Below are 17,893 nucleotides of genomic sequence, written 5' to 3'. Positions count from 1 at the left end.
TCATGATGTCTTCCTTTCTTAGTCGACTAAGCCAGGTATGATTAGAGGAACCATCGCTTCCGATGGATCAATTCCAAGCAAATGACAGGCAAGCGGCGCCACCTGCAGCTGGGAAACGAGCTGATCTTGAATAACCGGCTTCACTTTATTAGAAGCAATAAATAACGGAACATGGCGATCATCCGCTGTATTCCCACCATGATTTCCATCGCTAGTCATCCCGTGATCAGCTGTCACGATAATGTCGTAACCGAGGTCCATCCATACTGGCAACGTAAGAGCCAATAAGGCATCTGCAGCCAACACACGATTTCGGTATTGAACAGAATCGGCTGTAAATTTATGTCCATCATCATCTACATTCATCGGATGAATATAGAGAAAGTCTGGTTTCTTTTCTGAAACGAGCCACCTAGCTTCCGCAAATAAATGACTATCCGGATAATGATCTTCAAAATAAAACAGACCATTTTCAATCGGTGCATCTTTGTCCAGTTGAATTCGATCAACTCCATGACGAAATGGCGCATGATTGTAAAGTTCGCTTACCCAATAATAGGCAGCCGCAGCGGTTGTCTTCCCGCTGCGGCTAGCTAAATGGAACAGACTTTCTTGCGTCGATAATCGAACAATTCCATTGCCAACAATTCCATGGACGAAAGGTGGCGTTCCAGTCAAAATCGTTTCATAAAGCGGGCGGGATAATGAAGGCACTTCCGACTTCACTTCATAACGTGCGGCCTTTCCTTGTTCAACAAGATGCTGCATAAATCCCATATGTGAACATGCCGTATCAAAACGCAGCGCATCCACAACGACCATAATTAAACGATTATTTGACATGGATTAGCACCTGCTCTTGCCACATTTGAGGAATCTTTTTCGTTGTTTCTTCCCAAACTTTTTGATCGCTGACTGGCTGGGCATTTTTATACATGTCATCTGGTAATAGAAGGGATTGAACTTCTTCTGGTAATTCAACATTTTCACGAATTGGACGTGCGTATCCTTTAGCTAAGTTTTCTTGCCCTTCATCTGAAAGAATGTATTCACGAGTCAACATAGCAGCATGCGGGTTTTTCGAATACTTGTTAATGATAGTGGCATAACCAGATGTAACTGATGCCTCTTCTGGAATCGTTACGTCGAAACGCGCTGCATCAATTTGTTCGCGATAGCCTAGTGCATTAAAGTCCCAAATTAAAGCGACATCAATTTCGCCTTTTTCTAAGTTAGCGACACTTGGATCCCCAGATAAACGACCTTGTTTCGCTAATTCTGCAAAGAAATCAATCCCCGGTTGAATATTCTTTTCGTCTCCACCGAAAGCATAGGCAGCTGCTAATATAGCAAATTGTGCTTGGTTTGCTGTCAGCGCATCACCAATACTTACTTTGTAATCACCGTTCTTTAAATCTTCCCAAGACGTCGGGGCCTTTTTTACGTTATTTTTGTCTGTAATAAATGCCATCGTGCCTGTATATCCAACAATCCAGTCTCCATCATCATCTTTCGCCCATTCCGGAATGTCATCCCAATAAGACGTTTTATAAGAAAGCGTTAAGTCTTGCTCCTCTGCAATAGGTCCAAAGGCAATCCCAACATCACCAATGTCAGCTGTTGCATCCTCTTTTTCCGCTGCAAATTTTGCTAACTCTTCTGCACTGGACATATCTGTATCAGAATGTTGTAAACTATATTTTGTTCCTAACTCTTCCCAAGTTTCCACCCAGTTTGCCCAAGTATCCGGCATCCCAACTGAATTGATTTTGCCTTCTTCTTTCGCTTTTTCTTCTATTTGTGCCAATGTCAAATCGTTATAATCAGCTTCTGCTCCTGCGCTCGATCCTGTAGTAGTATTGTTTGATGAACAAGCTGCTAACATTGAAACAGCCATGACTCCGATTATTCCTTTTTTCCAATTACGATTCCAAGACATTGTCATTTCCTCCTGAATATGTTTGTTTTTGTTTTGTATTACACTATGAATATACAAAACAAATATTAAACAAAAACCCTTCCCACACTAAACCTTTGTAAATTTCACTTTACAGAGCATTTACATCCAACATGGTGCCTGTCACTCCCCGAAGATTGGAGGATTTTGTCGACAGGTGAGTATTTATCATTTTATAAAGAACAAATGCGTAAACGCTTTGATCAGCCTTAGGCAAAAATGTTCTTTCACCCATGTCTAGTTGCAGGGCTAAGCGCTGCAACTGGACGTAAACCCGCTCCATTAACAAAGTGATCCACCATGCGATTATTTGATAGGACGCTAAACAATAAAAACAATAAAAAAAGAAGAGCCTATTGCTTTTCTGGCAATAGACTCTTCTTTGTAGAATAAAGGGCAAAGCTCTCGGAATTAAGTTAGAAGGAGTAAATCTCCTATGGCAAAAAAGATTAGATTAGTTTCACCTTATTACGGGTGAGACCTAGAAATCAATCCGCGCTGCCATCTAGAAATGATGACAACCGCTGTGACCATGAATACAATGGCTGCAACAAGTGATAGAATGCTTGAAGTCAAACCAGCTATAATATAAGCAAGCAATGCAGCCGATCCATTTAAAATCGCATAAGGTATCTGCGTTTTTACGTGATCAATATGATCACACCCTGCTCCTGTCGAAGATAAAATGGTTGTATCAGAAATCGGTGAACAGTGGTCTCCAAATACTCCTCCAGATAATACAGCTCCAATGCATATATATAAAGAAGCATCAAGATGGAACGCCATTGGAATGGCAAGAGGCATCATAATGGCAAATGTGCCCCATGAGCTTCCCGTTGCGAATGACATACATGCACCCGCAATAAACAAAATAACAGGAACAAGGAATACTGGGACATTACCGTCCATGTTTTCTACAATATAATTAGCTGTGCCTAAATTTTTAATGACTGTTCCTAACGACCATGCTAATACAAGCGTGACAGCGACAGTCATCATTTTTTGCATGCCCGATACATAAATATCAAAGGCTTCTCCAAGCTTTTTCACCTTGTAGTACACCATCATAAAAATAAGCAATAGGCCGGCAAATAAATAAGCCGTACTTAATGCAACACGAAAATCGCTGCCATCAATTTTTTGGAATGGAAATCCAAGCGGAATCAGCATTCCAAATAACGTAACAAGTAAAACTAAAAGAGGAAGCCAGATCAAGATCGGTTTGCTTTTTGTTTTCTCCAATTCCTTCATATTTTCGGGCTTTCTCAACGGTTTGGAGTTAGGCCAATGTAGTGCACCCGTTTCCTGAACCCGCTTTTCCGCTCTTGCCATAGCTCCAAATTCGAGCTTTGAAAATGCCACAAGAGGCACCATCAATACGGCCAATATTGGGTAAAACTGATAAGGAATCGCTTGAATAAAAGCATCCCAATCTGACTCGGCAATCTTTAAACCTTCAAACTCTTTTTGAATAAGCCCCATAATATAAACGCCCCAACCAATGAATGGGATAAGAACAGCTACCGGAGATGAAGTAGAGTCAACAATCCACGCTAACTTTTCTCTTGATATTTTTGCTTTATCAAATACTTTTTCAAAAATCGGCCCAACAAGAAGCGGTGTGCCCAGATCAGAGAAGAAAATTATAATTCCCCCAAACCAAGCAGCCATTTGTGTTTTTGCTCTTGTATTTAAAAACCCTATTACCTTTTCAGCGAAAGCTGCAGCCCCGCCTGACTTCTCCATCAAAGCCACAAATCCTCCGATAAAAACAAGCAGCACAAGAACTGCAGCGTTATAGCTATCTGTTAATTGGGCAAATATATAATCGCCAATGATTGTTTTCGTTGCTGTTAGCGGCGCTCCTTTTGTTAAAATCAAAACTCCCGAAAATGAACCTAAAAATAAAGAAATAATAACGTTTTTAGTCATAATAGCCGCTATAATGGCTAATACTGGTGGAATTAAAGACAACCATCCTATATGTTCCATCTTTCTGTGCTCCTATCTCGTTGATATTTGTTCGACAAAGAATATATTTGATTGACCAGGTATTAATTATGCAACAATAGGTATGTTTATGCAATACTTTTTTTATTATGGTGCCTGTCACTCCTCGAATTTTGTCGATAGTTGAGTATTTATCATTTTATAAATAAAGAAAGAAGAGTCTATTGCTTTTTCGGCAATAGACTCTTCTTTGTAGACTAAGGGACAAAGCCCTCTAAAATGGTTGTGTCAGAAATCGATGAATAGTGCTCTCCACGCAATACAGCTCCAATGCATATATTATGTCAATCGATATATTAAAAACCTCTCATAAGGATTATGTTCATATACACCCGGCCGTATGACTTCCTCTTTTAACTCAAAAGAGGTGCTGTTTTCTAAAAAATAGATATAATCTTCTGATCCATAATATAAAACGAGCTCTATTTCTCGTTCTGATTTTTCCGCTGAAATCAATATCTTATTGATAATATTCATAAAAATTTGTATCGAAAATGGATTGAAAAAGTAAAATCGATTATCTAATGGAGCAATTTGGTACTCTTCTGCCAAGCAACAATGGAATTGGACTTTATCTATACTATTTTTCGTTTTCTTCAAATAACTATTTCGATTTTCAACTGCTTCTTGATAAAACGCTTCGTTCATTTCTACTCCTACAACAGTTGCGTTAAATAAATAATTGATATAGAAATTTAATCGCCCTTTTCCGCACCCAAAGTCAACAATACGATCACTGCTTTTTAATTCATATTGATTAAATAACTTTTCTAGTGCACTATATGGTGTTGGCTCATATCGATGGTAGTGAAAAGACTGATTGAATCCCTTTTGGTCTCCTCTTGTTTTTATGTTCAGCAATTCATCATAAAACTGTTCTTTCATGGATTCCCTCCTATTTAAATGATATATAAATTTAACTATTGAAGTAACATATCGATAATCATTCCAACAGCAGTATTGATTCTTCAAAGCGCAGAGCTTGAAACAGATAATCCTTGTAATTTTTGAAGCATAGATGGCAGCCAGATCATTAATCCATTGTATCCTGCAATCTGAACAGTGGCCATGATGGCCAATTTAGCCGTCGTCATGGCTGTTCTAAAAGCGTGAAGCAATTGACTCAGCTTGCCTCCCTTTTGTAACTTTTCTCCAAAATCAAATCCAATAACAATGAGCAGGCTAGCTTCCTTTATGCTGGATAACCCCTCACCTTTTTCATTAAACCAAAACGTAAAGAAAGGAAAATCTTTTTCTAGACGTGGGCGCTTCCCTCACTCTCCGATTAGTTAAACGGGATATTTTTTTTCGCAGTGGAGAAAACTAAAAAAGCAAGAATAGAAAGGAGAGAATGTGTATGGGCCGTGGTAAAAGCTTTAGTCACAAAGAAAAAGGAAACCCTGGAAACTATCCTGAGCATAACGTAATTGAGAAGAAGGTGCCTAATCGACAGTTTGAACAAACTGAAGATATTGTTACTTATGAAGCTTTTAAAAATCGGGTAAAAGAGGACGAAATGCCTTAGAATTTGATAATTTACGACATTACCGAGGGAAGTAAAAAAAGGAACCCCCTCCGGCCAGAGCGGGTTCCTTTGTAGTGAGAAAGCTTTGTTGTCTTGAACAACCAAAAGGCATTTAAAAGCATTTTTATCTAAGTAGGAAATACTCTTAAAAGAAAGTAATGACAATAAAGAAAACAAACATGGTAGCTAAGCCAACAGGCAATCCGAATTTTGCCCACTCTTTACTTGCAATCCCTAACTTTCCAGCTGCAATGATATTCGGGATGTTTCCTGGTATAAGCATTCCACCGCTAATACAAAGCCCAAGTAAAATTGCCTCTATGGTCGCTTCATTCATTGAAGGGCTGATTTCGGCGGCTGCGAGAGTAGCATTGTCAAGGACGGCCGAAATCATATTGATCCAATATAATATACCCGTATTTAAATCCAGCAGGTAACGGTTGATCAATGGTTCAAATCCTGAACCGAGAAGTGTCAGCCCCATGACAAACAAATAAATTTTAATGGTCCGGATAATAATTTCTCCGTAAGATTCGCTCGCTTGACTGCTGGACAAACCTTCTTGATTTTGTTTCGGATGCACAAGAAGCGCGGAAAGAATACCGAAAATCAACACGGCAGTTATGACTTCAGGGCCGATTAATCGTATGAGATAAAAGAAATCTTCTCCTAATTTACTGATGGCAATTGTTGAAAGAGGCTCTCCAATCGGTGTTAAAGAAGCGCCAAGACCAATGGAGAAGCAAGCTAAAACCACTAGCCGAACCTCCGATTGACGGTCCAGTTTAAGGACACTGACAATTAAAACTAAAATTAAGGCAGCAATAATTGCAGTAATCACACTTGAAAGCAAGCCTAATATAATCACGACTAGGGCGATAAATAACCGAAAAGGCATTGCACGGCTTATGCCAAGAACTCCTTTTTCTAAAGGTGTCTGAAGCCACTTAAACAATAGTCCAGCTGCCAAAACGGCAATCGTAATTTTAATAGGATCTTCCAGTGCTTTCATTAGAAGAGCCTTGTCCAATACTCCGCCGACAATTGTGGCTAAAAAACCCATGACAAATAAAAATACTTCTAAATTTTCTTCGACGTATTTGACGAAAAAAGGTAAAAACAATACGAGAAGCAGAATAATTAACAGCCCAATAATCATTGAATCCTTCCTTTCCCGCAAACTTTTCTTGTAGTAAGGTATTTATGCGAGAAAATTCAAAAAACTCTTTTAGTTTTAACAATCAATAAAGTTATTTTTGCCATGGGAGGATGGTGGATATGCAATCATATATTGATGTAGAAAATGATGTGGTCCCTTCAGTCTGTTCTCTTGACTGCCCTGACCAATGTGGATTACTCGTACACAAAAAAGACGGGAAAATCGTCAAAACTGAAGGCGATCCTAATCACCCTGTGGCGAAAGGGAACATTTGCAACAAAGTGCGGAATATGAGGGAACGTATTTATGATCATAAAAGAATAAGAACGCCTTTGAAGCGTGTTGGACAAAAAGGCGATGGGAAATTCATTTCCATTAGCTGGCAAGAGGCAATCGAAACAATCACCAGTCATTGGAAAAAACTGATCTCAGAAGAAGGCCCAGAATCGATCCTCCCTTACAGTTTTTATGGGAACATGGGAAAAATCAATTCAGAAGGAATGGACCGGCATTTCTTTCACCGGCTCGGATCAAGTCAGCTCGACCGAACCATCTGTTCATCTGCTGGTTCAAAAGGATACAGTTACACAATGGGTGGAGGCTATGGTACAGATCCAGAAGAGATGACGGAAACAAAGCTATTTATCATGTGGGGAATTAACGCTGTCAGTACGAATATGCACCAAATGATGATTGCACAAAAAGCAAGAAAAAACGGAGCAAAAATTGTCGTCATTGATGTCCATAAAAATCAAACTGGACGCATGGCTGGTATGAAGAAAAGGAGAGTGATCATAGCATGAAGTGACCCGCTCTCCTTTTTGTAATCTAACTTAGTCAAAGGTGATTGGCAGTTCTTTTAACGCTCTAAAACCAATAAGTTTTCTCCATTGCAGGTCTGGTGTAGCCATTTGGAGATTACCCATTCGCCGCAGGAGTGTTTGAATAGCAATTTGTGCTTCAAGACGTGCTAATGAGGAACCTAAACAAAAGTGAATGCCATATCCAAATGCAAGATGCGGATTAGGATTCCTAGTGATATCAAGCACATTAGGATTAATGAATTTTTTAGGATCACGATTGGCGGCCCCCAACAGTATGTATACTTGCTCGCCTTTTTTAATGGTGATTCCATTCATTTCGGTATCTTCCGATGCAATACGAGCTGTCAACTGTGTGGGACTCTCATAGCGTAAAAATTCCTCAACTGCCCTTTCGATAAGTAATGTATTTTCCTTTAACATCATTAATTGCTCCGGATAATTCAATAGGGATAGAACCGCATTGCTGATAAGATTTACTGTTGTTTCATGTCCAGCAATAACAAGTAAAATACATGTCGCCAATAATTCCTCGTCTGTTAACTTGTCACCTTGCTGTTCTTCTAATATTAACGTACTAATAAGGTCATTTTGAGGAGTTTGTTTCCGCTTGTTAATGAGCTCTTTAAAGTAAATGAGTAACATCTTGGTTGTATCGTTTCCATTTGCTAGCGTCTCTCTTGAGCGGGTAAAGTCAATGGTTTGGATTAAGCTTACTGTCCATTCTCTGAATTGATGACGCTCTTCTGCCGGTACTCCTAATATTTTAGCTATAATGAGACTGGCTAAAGGAAACGCAAAGTCTGCAACGATATCCATTCGCTTTTTATCTTGTACTTGATTCAACAGCTCATTAACAGTTTCTTCTATGTAAGGACGATATCCTTCCACAACATTTGGAGTAAATACTTTACTAACCAACATGCGCAAACGTTTATGGTCATGTTGATTTTTAAAAAGCATCATATCGCTCTGGATAGTTTTAAGGTGCTCATATTTTTTTGATGTTTGAGGCAGCGGGATGCGATTTTTAAATTTAGTATCTTTAAGAATCGCTGCCGTCTCTTCATATCCGGTTACATACCAACCTGGATATTTAAATGAATTTGCCTTATAAACAGGATGATTGGAACGCAGCTTATCGTAAATAGGATAAGGATTGCTTAAAAACTCAGGAGAAGAAAGTGAAAATAATGTTGTTTTTAGACCTTCCAGCTTTTGTTTTAAATCGTTCGTCATTTTATTCCTCCAATGCGATAATCTTATTTTAAAGACACGGTACCAGCTCCTGTTACAAAAAAACGATTTATTTAATTATGTTCAGCTCTTTTCCGATGAAATGAAACGAATTTAGCAAGTGATCTATTTCTTTTGAACTGTGGTCAGTTGTGACCGTTAACCGAATACGGCTTTCCCCTACGGCTACGGTTGGCGGGCGAATCGCTGGTGCGTATATTCCTTCTTGCTGTAGTCTTTTCGCAAAGATTACTGCCTTATGGGTATCTCCGATAATCACAGGAATAATCGGTGTATCGTCCCCCTTCACCACATAACCCATTTCTTCTAAACTACTTTTTGTCTGTTTTACTTTTGAAAGCAACAGTTGGCGTTTTTCTTTACTATGTTCAATAATCTCCAATGCTGCATATGAAGCGGCACAGATGGATGGCGGAATGGAGGTTTGAAAGATAAAAGTTCTGGCATGATTTAGTAAAAAGTCAATTAATATCTTTGATCCAGAGACAAAACCCCCTTCCGCACCAATGGCTTTGCTTAGAGTACCAATAACCACATCTGGAAAGACACTGAAATATTCGCTTGTCCCCCTGCCGTTCTCTCCTAAAACACCCGTCGCGTGCGCATCGTCAACAATTACGAGTGAATGATAGCGTTTAGCAAGTGACATGATCTTATCAAGAGGTGCAATCGTACCATCCATACTAAATACTCCATCTGTTACAATAAAACGTCGCTGATAAGGTTTTGTTTCTTTTAATTTTTCTTCAAGATCATCCATATCTACATGGTTATAAATGATTGTGTCGGCTTTTGATAGTCGGCACCCATCGATAATACTCGCATGATTTAATTGATCGCTGAAAATTACATCCCCTTTTCCAGGTAATGAAGAAAGTACACCGACATTAGCTAAATAACCGCTTGAAAACAGGAGGGCTGCTTCTGTCTGCTTAAAGCCCGCGATTTTTTCTTCAAGTTTTTGATGCCATTCAGTATGGCCGGTCGTTAACCTTGAGCCGCTGCTCCCTACTCCAAATTCATGCAGTATCGTTTCTGCTGCATAAACCAAGCGTTTATCATTCGCCAGTCCTAAATAATTATTTGATGAAAAGACAATTTGTTTCTGACCATCCATAACCATCTCAGGACGGGGAGCAGTATTCATCGTTCTCAACTGCCGATACAAGCCAGACACTTTTGTCTTATCTAACCGGTGGCTTAACCATTCATCAAGCTTCAACACTTTTCACCCCATTTGTTACCTTATTAATTGTTTCTTTATAAAAGGCAGCCAAAGATACTTTCTACTTTTTTCGATTCACTCTTGTGCTATTTTCTCTCCCATTGAATGAAAAATACGTTCACCTGACTGAATATCAATCAATATAGCTCCTCTAATTAATCCAAATAGCAATCCAGTAAATTTCCGATACTCCCAAGTTTCAACCACATTCTCTTCAATTGTAAACCATATTTTATATTTAGTTAACAATTAAATGATAAAATTGTTAACACATTATGTCAATGGATTAACAAAGTTAATTGGTAACTTATTTCTTTTCAACTAGGTATTTTAATGCACTGCCTTAAATAAAATTGATTTAAAACGCTAAAAAACCAGCCTATTCTATCAACATTTCCCTACCTTATCTGTTATAACCCGAAGCAATGCCTATCTCTGGAAACATAGAGGTCAGTTGTTAATTCTCCTTGTATCCCAGACGTTTCAGACATATGTAACAGAGCATAAATCAACCGATTGACTATATCTTACAAAAATCAAAGAGCCTTTCTGTGGAAAGGCTCTTCACTCACTATTACATTTATAATTTATCTTTCCTCACAAGCAGCGAACAGTACTCAAATTGTGTATATTAAATATTCATCAAAAAAAGATGTTCGCTCTTATGACATTAGCAGTCATTTCACTTTTGTTGGATAACTTTATATTTATATTTTTTTCTGAACTTTCCCCGCTTAATACTATTAAGTCGCCCTCATCTAAATCAATAGATTCCTGATCATCGATGATCATGTTAACATTACCATTTACACAATAAAAACATTCAGTTGCTTGAAGTAAATCAAGATTTTTATTACTTAATCTTTCGTTATAAATCCCCTTTTCTATATTAATAGCTTTTAATTCTCCACTGCATCCCTCCGCTAACATTAGATTGAAGTCCCTTACTTTACCAATGCTTCGAGTTGTCCATCCCCCGCTAAAGCTATCCTGTTCATAAGGCTTTAAAAGCACACGATGATGCCCTTCATGTTCAAGAACCATTTCTCCATCAATTACCATAATCAATCTCCAAATATTAGGAAGAGAGGTGAACAAAGACTCTTCGACTTCAACCATTGCCGAACTAATCCTCCATTTAAAGTTACGTTTATTATAATCTGCATCTTCGGGATAGATAGCAAGCTGAGTTGTTATTCCACCTGACCATTCGTTTGATATTTGCTCATTTTTTCTAATAACTTGAATTGAATAAGACATGCTTAACATTCCGCCTTTCTGGAAGCTGCGACTCTTTATGGAGCCAATTATACCGTTTTTTAACGCAAACAAAAATTTAAATAGTAATTAATCAAAATAATGACCGAAATAGCAAATCCCTCACCGCCTTAACACAGTGAGGGACTTACGTTAACATTACTTTTTCATTTATCTTATCTCACGAAAGCAATAATACCTTCATTCTCATCGAGAACTAATTCGATCCCTGCCGCAAACGGATCCATGTTCATTTCAGTATCGAGCCAAAATCGAATGGCCTCAATAATGTTCACAGTAATTAAAATTTGTTTTCGGCCTGACACATGGGATTCGGCTGAAAAACCATAATCATCATCATACATTAACTCAATTTCCACCTCATAAGGGGAGACTTGCTTTTTGTCAGCAATATATAAGCAGAGGGCATTCATAATATCTTGCTCGGAAATTTTTATTTCTCCCATGCGTCATAGTCCCTCCGTTTGTTTTTCAAAGAAACAACGATTTTACGAATAATCATAACAATAGCAACGATGACTATCATATTTACCATAAACCCGAGTATAGAACCTAAAATACCAAGGTTACCTAGCAAACTCCCAAACAATAAACCAGCTAATCCACCGATAAACAGCCCTTTTAAAAGACCGCCCTTCTTAGACTTTGCTGCTGTTGATTTTTTTGTGGAATTCGTTGTTGAGTTTTGCTTATTCACTTGCTGATCGTTATTTTTTTTGAAAAGAGATGGACTATTACTAGTAGATGGTTTAAATGAACCTTTTCCCGATTTATATGATTTTGCACTTGCCACATGAGTGTTCTGATCTAGAATATTTCCAACAGGTGCTAAACACAAACTACAAACCAATATCGATGCAATTATTTTTTTCAACATATGAAATCCTCCATTTTATCTTTTTCTTATTTTAGTAAGCTGATCACACGACTTGCTGCCTTTTCATAAAGTCTGTATGCTTTTTATCCAACTTCTTTTCGATTTTTTCCATAACAGACTTATCTTTCAACATTTCTTCCTTATTCTTTTCAATTAATTGATGAAAGGATAAATGTTTCTTCTTCATGGTATACCTCCTCACTAAATTGATATGATTGGTCGTCGTTACACATAGAATGACAAATAAACAAAAAGAGCCTATACCGGATATGGTATAGGCTCAAAAAACAAAAAGACCTCTACCGTGTTGGTAAGGTCTTGCTAACAACGATAGTAGTTGCCAACAAAGCCGAGAGCTGCTTGCTCTGTAATGACGACTTTGCTGTAAAAGCTACTCCCCTTAAAAGGAATATTGAGTTTATATTACTATAATAATAGAGAATTGGATATATGTCAAGGGGCTTGTCCTTGAATGTAAACGCCTATTTCTCTTCAAATAAAAACTACGTAAGTTAAAATCGTTATTAAGCGACATGCAAATAAAAACGGTATCAATACAATATTTGATGCTGCTATTTGCACATCATTCGAAAGTTGAGTCAATCTCACGTCATTATTAATAGCCTTCACCGACTATACTCGGAAATGAAGGCTTTTTTCTTTCTGTTATTGAGAATTATAAAGGTAAATCAATTCATTCCGTTCCATTGCCCTTGGTTTTTGGATGCCCTTTCTTTTTTAGCCTTTTCTTTGTGTGCCCGATTAGCATTTGCACTGCCAAATTCTTTGCCGAATTCTGAATCGGCTTTGCTGGAGTCAAACCCTTGTTTATTCTTTTGTTCTGCATCATTTTTCTTAGTTCGTTTTGCCATAAGTATCCCTCCTTCTTTTCTTTAGTATGAGAATTGAAAGTAGAAATATACGTCATGGCTTTTTTCATTTATTTGTCAAAAAAGACCTTTAAAACCACTTAATAAAGAATGAAAAACTAGCCCCAAACACTAAAGAAATCCAGCAAGCGTAATCTTTCAAAAACTAATGATGAAACCAGCTCCTCATACATAAGGTTTAAATAAAGATTAAAAATGAAGAAGTTACCTTTTTAAATTTGTTTATGATTAGAGTCGTATTTAAGCACTGCCGATTAAACATAAAAGTTTAATTCTTCGCCAATTTAGCGGCCATTTTTTTACCGGATGTTTTTTCTTCTAATGGATCTTCCGCTTGTTTGGCTCGTTTGATAAAGAAAGCAAGAACAAACGCAACACTAGCAATAAAGGTCGCCGCGAAGAAAGCATCATTAATTCCCTCTAACATGGCCTTCATAGCAATTTGTTGTTTCATTTCAGCTAGAGCTGCTGCTGTTGGCTGCCCCGTCGCATGTTTCATTGCATTTTCTGCCAATTCAGCGGCATGTGTTTCCGTACGATTGGACATAAGTGTGACTAACAGCGCCGTACCAATGGCACCAGAAACTTGATTTAATGTGTTGTTCATCGCAGTGCCATGTGGATAGAAGCGCGCTGGCAGCTGATTTAAACCGTTTGTCGAAACTGGCATCATCACCATCGATATCCCAAACATCCGCACGGCATTTAAAATCACTAAATGGGTATACGTAGTATCTAATGTTAATTTACTGAAATAATAAGTTGTTACCGTTGTAATGCCCAAACCAATGACAGCTAATATTTTGCCTCCAAGCTTATCAAATAATTTACCGGTGACTGGTGACATGAGAGACAAGACAATCGCTCCCGGCAGCATCAATAACCCCGCATCCATTGGAGAGATCCCACGTATGGTTTGAACATAGATAGGAAGTAATAACATTCCGGAAAACAGGGCCATATTAAGAACCATAGTAATGGACGATGATAAAGCAAACATTGGATATTTAAAGACCCCGAAATTAAGCATTGGCCGTTCCAGCTTTGATTGACGCACAATAAACCAAATTAAAGAAATGATACCAACGATGATTGGGACATAGACTTGCGGGCTGTCCCAGCCTTTACTGCCTGCAGAGCTAAACCCATATAGCAAACCGCCAAAGCCCGCACTTGATAACAGAAGCGAAAAGAAATCAAGGCGAATATCAACTTTATCTTTTTTATCCTTGAGCAGGAAAAAGCCAATTAATAAAACAATAATTGCAATAGGCGTGACAAAATGGAAAAGCATTCTCCAGTCATAATGTTCAATAATCCAGCCGGATAAAGTTGGGCCTATTGCGGGAGCAGCCATCATAATTAAACCGAAAAACCCCATGGCTGTTCCCCTTTTTTCCACTGGAAAGCTAATTAGCATGACATTCATTAATAGTGGCATCATGATCGCTGATCCGGAAGCTTGAACCATTCTACCGGCTAATAATAATGGAAAGACATGAGCAAAGCCGGCAATAACCGTTCCCAACGTAAATAAACCAATGGCTGTTAAGAATAGATTTCGAACAGAATATTTTTGAATTAAGAATGCGGTTGTTGGAATCAATATCCCATTCACTAACATAAAACCAGTCGTCAGCCACTGTACTGTCGATGGTCCAATGTCAAGATCCTTCATTATCGAAGGAAGTGCAATATTTAATAATGTATTATTTAAAAAAGTAATAAAGGCTCCGATCATTAGGATAGCAAGAATCCCATACGGTGCACGATCAGTCTTTTTTATGGAATCGTCCATTGTTTTTCCCCCTATACGCTCGGTACATTATTTTGTACTCTTGTTTCACATAGAAACTTATCATATACCAAGAGTTCAAGTAATGCAATAAAAAAACACTCCGTTATTTACTGGATTTGTATAAACCTCAAAAGTAATGTACTATGATTTCTATACAGGTAGTCCAATTAAAATTTTAGGTGATAATCTATGAACGACAGAAAGCAGCATGTCATAAAAATGGCCCATCAACTATTTATTGACAGAGGTTTCCAAGCAACATCTATTCAAGACATTTTAAACTTTAGCGGAATTTCTAAAGGAACATTTTATAATTATTTTTCGTCTAAAAACGAGTTATTAATCGCTCTTTTTAAAACACTTTACAAAAGACTAGAAAAAGATCGAAATGAGTTACTCATTGGTCGGAGCCCTTCTGACATTGGGATCTTTGTTAAACAAATCGAATTGCAGGTGGAGACGAACCGAACAAATAAGTTAATTACCCTTTTCGAAGAAGTGCTTGTTTCGAATGATCCGGATCTTAAACAATTTATAAAGGAAGGTCAATTGAGAATGCTTCACTGGGTACACCGTCGATTCATGGATATCTTCGACGAAAGCAAGGAGCCCTATTTGTTGGACTGCGCCATTATGTTTATGGGGATTTTACACCAAAACCTTAAATATTATGCGATGGTGCACGAATCCACTGTTAGTATCCAACAAGTGGTCCGTTATAGTGTAGAGCGGGCAGTAAAGATGGTGAACGAGGTGGCACAAGCAGGTGATCAATTAATTCAGCCTGAGTTTTTAGACAACTGGCTGCCTGATTGTGAAAAAACCGATCAAGCGCTTCAGCAGAAGCTTTGTCATACGATATTAGTATTAAAAAAAGCTTTAAACCATCCTGAAGAAAATTCAAGATACATCGAGTTATTAGACTTTGTGCAAGATGAACTGCTGCACTCAAAAAACCCCAGGAAATTTCTGATTGAAAGCGCCCTCTTTTCTTTGAAAGCGGGACAAGTGTTTTTTGGAGAAAAAGAGCTTCAAAAGCTGGATCAACTGGCTGCAAGTTATTTTACTTAAATAGACTATCGTTAACAGAAATGAGAAGCATTCGAATCCAAATACAAATGAGCCAATTAACTATTTCATATGTGAAAGTTGAAGTAACTATCCATTCACCAGTAACAGCCTCCACCGAATATATTCGGAAATGGAGGCTGTTTTCTTTTTTAACCTTTTCTTTGTACACTTGATCAGCATGGGCACTGCCGTTTCTAAATCCCCGGCTCTTTCATATCCATCGAAAAATTTTTATCAATCAATAAATATTAGGGAATACTAAAAATATTTAATTGAATGAGGAGGATATGAAATTGAAAACCAATGATGATACATTATCCATTTTCGCCTTAGGCGGCATAAACGAAATCGGTAAAAATATGTACGCAGTCCAATATTCTAACGATATCATTATCATCGACTGTGGCGGCAAGTTTCCAGATGAGAGCTTGTTGGGAATTGATTTGATTATCCCTGATATTACCTACTTAGAAGAGAATAAAGATAAAATCCGAGCTTTAATTGTGACACATGGGCACGAAGATCATATCGGTGGTATTCCTTACTTCTTAAGGAAATTAAATGTACCTATTTATGCTACACGTTTTACACTAGGTTTAATTGAATTAAAATTAGAAGAGCATCGGCTCATAAGGGATACGAAACTCGTTCAGATTGACTCGGATTCAATACTTGAGTTGGGGGACATAAAGGTTTCCTTTTTCAGAACTAGCCATAGTATTCCCGATTGTCTAGGCATTGTCTTTCATACACCCGAAGGAAATGTCGTCCATACTGGGGACTTCAAGTTTGATTTAACACCAGTGAATAAACAATATTCGGATATTCATAAAATGGCCGAAATCGGCAGGCAAGGCGTCTTAGTTTTATTATCTGAAAGTACGAATGCAGAACGGACTGGCTTAACACCAACAGAGCGAATAGTGGGTGACCATATGGAAGAAGCCTTCATGAAAGCTCAAGGGAAAGTCATTATCTCTACCTTCGCTTCTAATGTTAATCGTGTTCAGCAAGTAGTTGATGCGGCACTAAAGACAAATCGCAAGCTGGCGTTGCTCGGCCGAAGTATGGTTAATGTTGTATCTGTTGCGATAGAACGTGGTTATTTAAAGGTTCCTGATGGGATGATGGTCGAGGCACGTGAAATCGGTAAAATGGATCCTGAAAGGGTAGCTATCCTATGTACGGGAAGCCAGGGAGAACCACTGGCTGCCCTTGCCCGCCTGGCCAGCGCAAATTATCGGGATGCAGCCATTTTACCCGGAGACACCGTTATTTTAGCGGCTTCTCCAATACCCGGGAATGAACGTGGTGTTTCACATATCATAGACAACTTATTTCAATTGGGCGCCAAAGTGATTTATGGCTCCGGAAGTACAACCGGAATGCACGTTTCCGGACATGGCTATCAGGAAGACTTAAAGCTCATGCTTACATTAATGAAACCAACATACTTTATTCCCATTCACGGTGAATTTAGAATGCTGCATCATCACCGCCTGTTAGCCGAATCCGTTGGAGTAGAGAAAGGAAACACGTTTATCATTAAAAATGGGGATGTCATCGATATTGAAAACTCGCTTGCCCGTCAGACCCGGAAGATACCGTCGGGGGATACGTATGTTGACGGGATGGGTATCGGGGATGTCAGGGACATTGTATTACGAGACCGAAAACAACTTTCTGAAGATGGAATGCTAGTGATTGTTATAACGATTAATAAAATGGATCGAAAAATGGTTTCAGAACCTGATACTATTTCCCGCGGTTTCGTATATGCAAGAGATTCGGATGATCTCCTAAAAGAGGTTAATCGTCTTGTCAAAAAAAGTATTAACGACTTACAAGAAGCGAATGTACATCAGTGGAATGCAATGAAACAAAATATTAAAAAATCGGTGGGACAATATCTATACAAACAAACGAAGAGGAAGCCAATGATCCTCCCTGTCATTATTGAAATTTAGAAGATAGAGCGCCAGGCACCATCCAAAAATTTGGCAGTAAATATATTAAAGCAGACGC

At 38.3% G+C, this 17,893-nt stretch carries 16 protein-coding genes and 2 pseudogenes; 4 read left to right on the top strand and 14 right to left on the bottom strand.

All coding sequences use genetic code 11. The features are described from left to right. Window positions 1–18: 18 nt before the first annotated feature. The 5 genes and pseudogenes from F9802_RS14475 to F9802_RS14455 form a co-directional block, all read right to left on the bottom strand. Window positions 19–843, bottom strand: a complete 825-nt coding sequence (locus F9802_RS14475) for an alkaline phosphatase family protein (protein ID WP_152153185.1) — start codon at window positions 841–843, stop codon at window positions 19–21. Then, window positions 833–1,939: an ABC transporter substrate-binding protein gene (locus tag F9802_RS14470; RefSeq protein ID WP_152153182.1), complete on the bottom strand. Its 1,107-nt coding sequence runs from the start codon at window positions 1,937–1,939 to the stop codon at window positions 833–835. Before F9802_RS14470 ends, F9802_RS14475 begins: the two co-directional genes overlap by 11 nt. A 486-nt stretch (window positions 1,940–2,425) precedes the next feature. After that, window positions 2,426–3,949 (bottom strand): Na+/H+ antiporter NhaC family protein, encoded by a 1,524-nt coding sequence (locus tag F9802_RS14465; protein WP_152153180.1) that lies wholly within the window; start codon window positions 3,947–3,949, stop codon window positions 2,426–2,428. A gap of 297 nt (window positions 3,950–4,246) precedes the next feature. Further along, window positions 4,247–4,852, bottom strand: a complete 606-nt coding sequence (locus tag F9802_RS14460; protein WP_152153178.1) for a methyltransferase — start codon at window positions 4,850–4,852, stop codon at window positions 4,247–4,249. Between the two features lie 86 nt (window positions 4,853–4,938). Then, window positions 4,939–5,109, bottom strand: a pseudogene (locus tag F9802_RS14455) (MFS transporter); the annotation flags it as partial. A 215-nt stretch (window positions 5,110–5,324) separates the two neighbouring features. Here F9802_RS14455 and F9802_RS19740 point away from each other — a divergent pair. Beyond that, entirely contained in the window at window positions 5,325–5,492 is a 168-nt protein-coding gene (locus F9802_RS19740) for a hypothetical protein (protein ID WP_191991996.1), read from the top strand. 145 nt (window positions 5,493–5,637) lie between these two features. Here the strand turns inward: F9802_RS19740 and F9802_RS14450 are convergent, their stop codons facing one another. Beyond that, window positions 5,638–6,651: a DUF1646 family protein gene (locus F9802_RS14450; protein ID WP_152153176.1), complete on the bottom strand. Its 1,014-nt coding sequence runs from the start codon at window positions 6,649–6,651 to the stop codon at window positions 5,638–5,640. 119 nt (window positions 6,652–6,770) lie between these two features. Between F9802_RS14450 and F9802_RS14445 the strand changes: the two are divergent. After that, a pseudogene (locus tag F9802_RS14445) lies at window positions 6,771–7,421 on the top strand (molybdopterin-dependent oxidoreductase); the annotation flags it as partial. A 63-nt stretch (window positions 7,422–7,484) separates the two neighbouring features. Here F9802_RS14445 and F9802_RS14440 read toward each other — a convergent pair. From F9802_RS14440 to F9802_RS14405, 8 genes are all read right to left on the bottom strand, one after another. Further along, entirely contained in the window at window positions 7,485–8,711 is a 1,227-nt protein-coding gene (locus F9802_RS14440; protein WP_152153172.1) for a cytochrome P450, read from the bottom strand. A gap of 67 nt (window positions 8,712–8,778) precedes the next feature. Then, window positions 8,779–9,951, bottom strand: coding sequence for an 8-amino-7-oxononanoate synthase (gene bioF, locus F9802_RS14435; RefSeq protein WP_152153420.1), 1,173 nt, complete (start codon window positions 9,949–9,951; stop codon window positions 8,779–8,781). Window positions 9,952–10,596: 645 nt separating this feature from the next. Then, a complete protein-coding gene (locus tag F9802_RS14430) occupies window positions 10,597–11,214 on the bottom strand; it encodes a HutD/Ves family protein (protein ID WP_191991995.1) in 618 nt (205 codons plus the stop codon). 173 nt (window positions 11,215–11,387) lie between these two features. Beyond that, window positions 11,388–11,678, bottom strand: a complete 291-nt coding sequence (locus tag F9802_RS14425) for a YxcD family protein (protein ID WP_152153168.1) — start codon at window positions 11,676–11,678, stop codon at window positions 11,388–11,390. After that, window positions 11,666–12,109, bottom strand: coding sequence for a hypothetical protein (locus tag F9802_RS14420; protein WP_152153166.1), 444 nt, complete (start codon window positions 12,107–12,109; stop codon window positions 11,666–11,668). The genes F9802_RS14425 and F9802_RS14420 overlap by 13 nt, the downstream gene beginning before the upstream one ends. 43 nt (window positions 12,110–12,152) lie before the next feature. Beyond that, complete coding sequence (locus F9802_RS14415; RefSeq protein WP_152153164.1) at window positions 12,153–12,296, bottom strand: FbpB family small basic protein; 144 nt, start codon at window positions 12,294–12,296, stop codon at window positions 12,153–12,155. Between the two features lie 502 nt (window positions 12,297–12,798). Continuing rightward, window positions 12,799–12,981: a hypothetical protein gene (locus tag F9802_RS14410; RefSeq protein WP_152153162.1), complete on the bottom strand. Its 183-nt coding sequence runs from the start codon at window positions 12,979–12,981 to the stop codon at window positions 12,799–12,801. A gap of 286 nt (window positions 12,982–13,267) precedes the next feature. Further along, on the bottom strand, window positions 13,268–14,797 hold the full coding sequence (locus tag F9802_RS14405; RefSeq protein WP_152153160.1) for a DHA2 family efflux MFS transporter permease subunit: 1,530 nt from the start codon (window positions 14,795–14,797) through the stop codon (window positions 13,268–13,270). Window positions 14,798–14,986: 189 nt separating this feature from the next. Here F9802_RS14405 and F9802_RS14400 point away from each other — a divergent pair, with 189 nt between their 5' ends. Further along, window positions 14,987–15,868 (top strand): TetR/AcrR family transcriptional regulator, encoded by an 882-nt coding sequence (locus F9802_RS14400; protein WP_152153158.1) that lies wholly within the window; start codon window positions 14,987–14,989, stop codon window positions 15,866–15,868. A 287-nt stretch (window positions 15,869–16,155) separates the two neighbouring features. Beyond that, window positions 16,156–17,835, top strand: coding sequence for a ribonuclease J (locus tag F9802_RS14395; RefSeq protein WP_225435366.1), 1,680 nt, complete (start codon window positions 16,156–16,158; stop codon window positions 17,833–17,835). Window positions 17,836–17,893: the final 58 nt, after the last annotated feature.

Origin of the sequence: Bacillus aerolatus, from assembly GCF_009183655.1 — a bacterium.
GTDB lineage: Bacteria > Bacillota > Bacilli > Bacillales > Domibacillaceae > Pseudobacillus > Pseudobacillus aerolatus.
Note: the sequence above shows the minus strand (reverse complement) of the source record. Positions and strands in the feature narration are given on the sequence as shown.

Bases quoted from the DNA above. Each gene is read 5' to 3' on its own strand.
- F9802_RS14425 (WP_152153168.1), bottom strand. From the start codon at position 11,678: ATGGGAGAAATAAAAATTTCCGAGCAAGATATTATGAATGCCCTCTGC.
- F9802_RS14430 (WP_191991995.1), bottom strand. From the start codon at position 11,214: ATGTCTTATTCAATTCAAGTTATTAGAAAAAATGAGCAAATATCAAAC.
- F9802_RS14440 (WP_152153172.1), bottom strand. From the start codon at position 8,711: ATGACGAACGATTTAAAACAAAAGCTGGAAGGTCTAAAAACAACATTA.
- F9802_RS14405 (WP_152153160.1), bottom strand. From the start codon at position 14,797: ATGGACGATTCCATAAAAAAGACTGATCGTGCACCGTATGGGATTCTT.
- F9802_RS14415 (WP_152153164.1), bottom strand. From the start codon at position 12,296: ATGAAGAAGAAACATTTATCCTTTCATCAATTAATTGAAAAGAATAAG.
- F9802_RS14450 (WP_152153176.1), bottom strand. From the start codon at position 6,651: ATGATTATTGGGCTGTTAATTATTCTGCTTCTCGTATTGTTTTTACCT.
- F9802_RS19740 (WP_191991996.1), top strand. From the start codon at position 5,325: ATGGGCCGTGGTAAAAGCTTTAGTCACAAAGAAAAAGGAAACCCTGGA.
- F9802_RS14460 (WP_152153178.1), bottom strand. From the start codon at position 4,852: ATGAAAGAACAGTTTTATGATGAATTGCTGAACATAAAAACAAGAGGA.
- F9802_RS14420 (WP_152153166.1), bottom strand. From the start codon at position 12,109: ATGTTGAAAAAAATAATTGCATCGATATTGGTTTGTAGTTTGTGTTTA.
- F9802_RS14465 (WP_152153180.1), bottom strand. From the start codon at position 3,949: ATGGAACATATAGGATGGTTGTCTTTAATTCCACCAGTATTAGCCATT.
- F9802_RS14475 (WP_152153185.1), bottom strand. From the start codon at position 843: ATGTCAAATAATCGTTTAATTATGGTCGTTGTGGATGCGCTGCGTTTT.
- F9802_RS14395 (WP_225435366.1), top strand. From the start codon at position 16,156: ATGAAATTGAAAACCAATGATGATACATTATCCATTTTCGCCTTAGGC.
- F9802_RS14410 (WP_152153162.1), bottom strand. From the start codon at position 12,981: ATGGCAAAACGAACTAAGAAAAATGATGCAGAACAAAAGAATAAACAA.
- F9802_RS14470 (WP_152153182.1), bottom strand. From the start codon at position 1,939: ATGTCTTGGAATCGTAATTGGAAAAAAGGAATAATCGGAGTCATGGCT.
- F9802_RS14400 (WP_152153158.1), top strand. From the start codon at position 14,987: ATGAACGACAGAAAGCAGCATGTCATAAAAATGGCCCATCAACTATTT.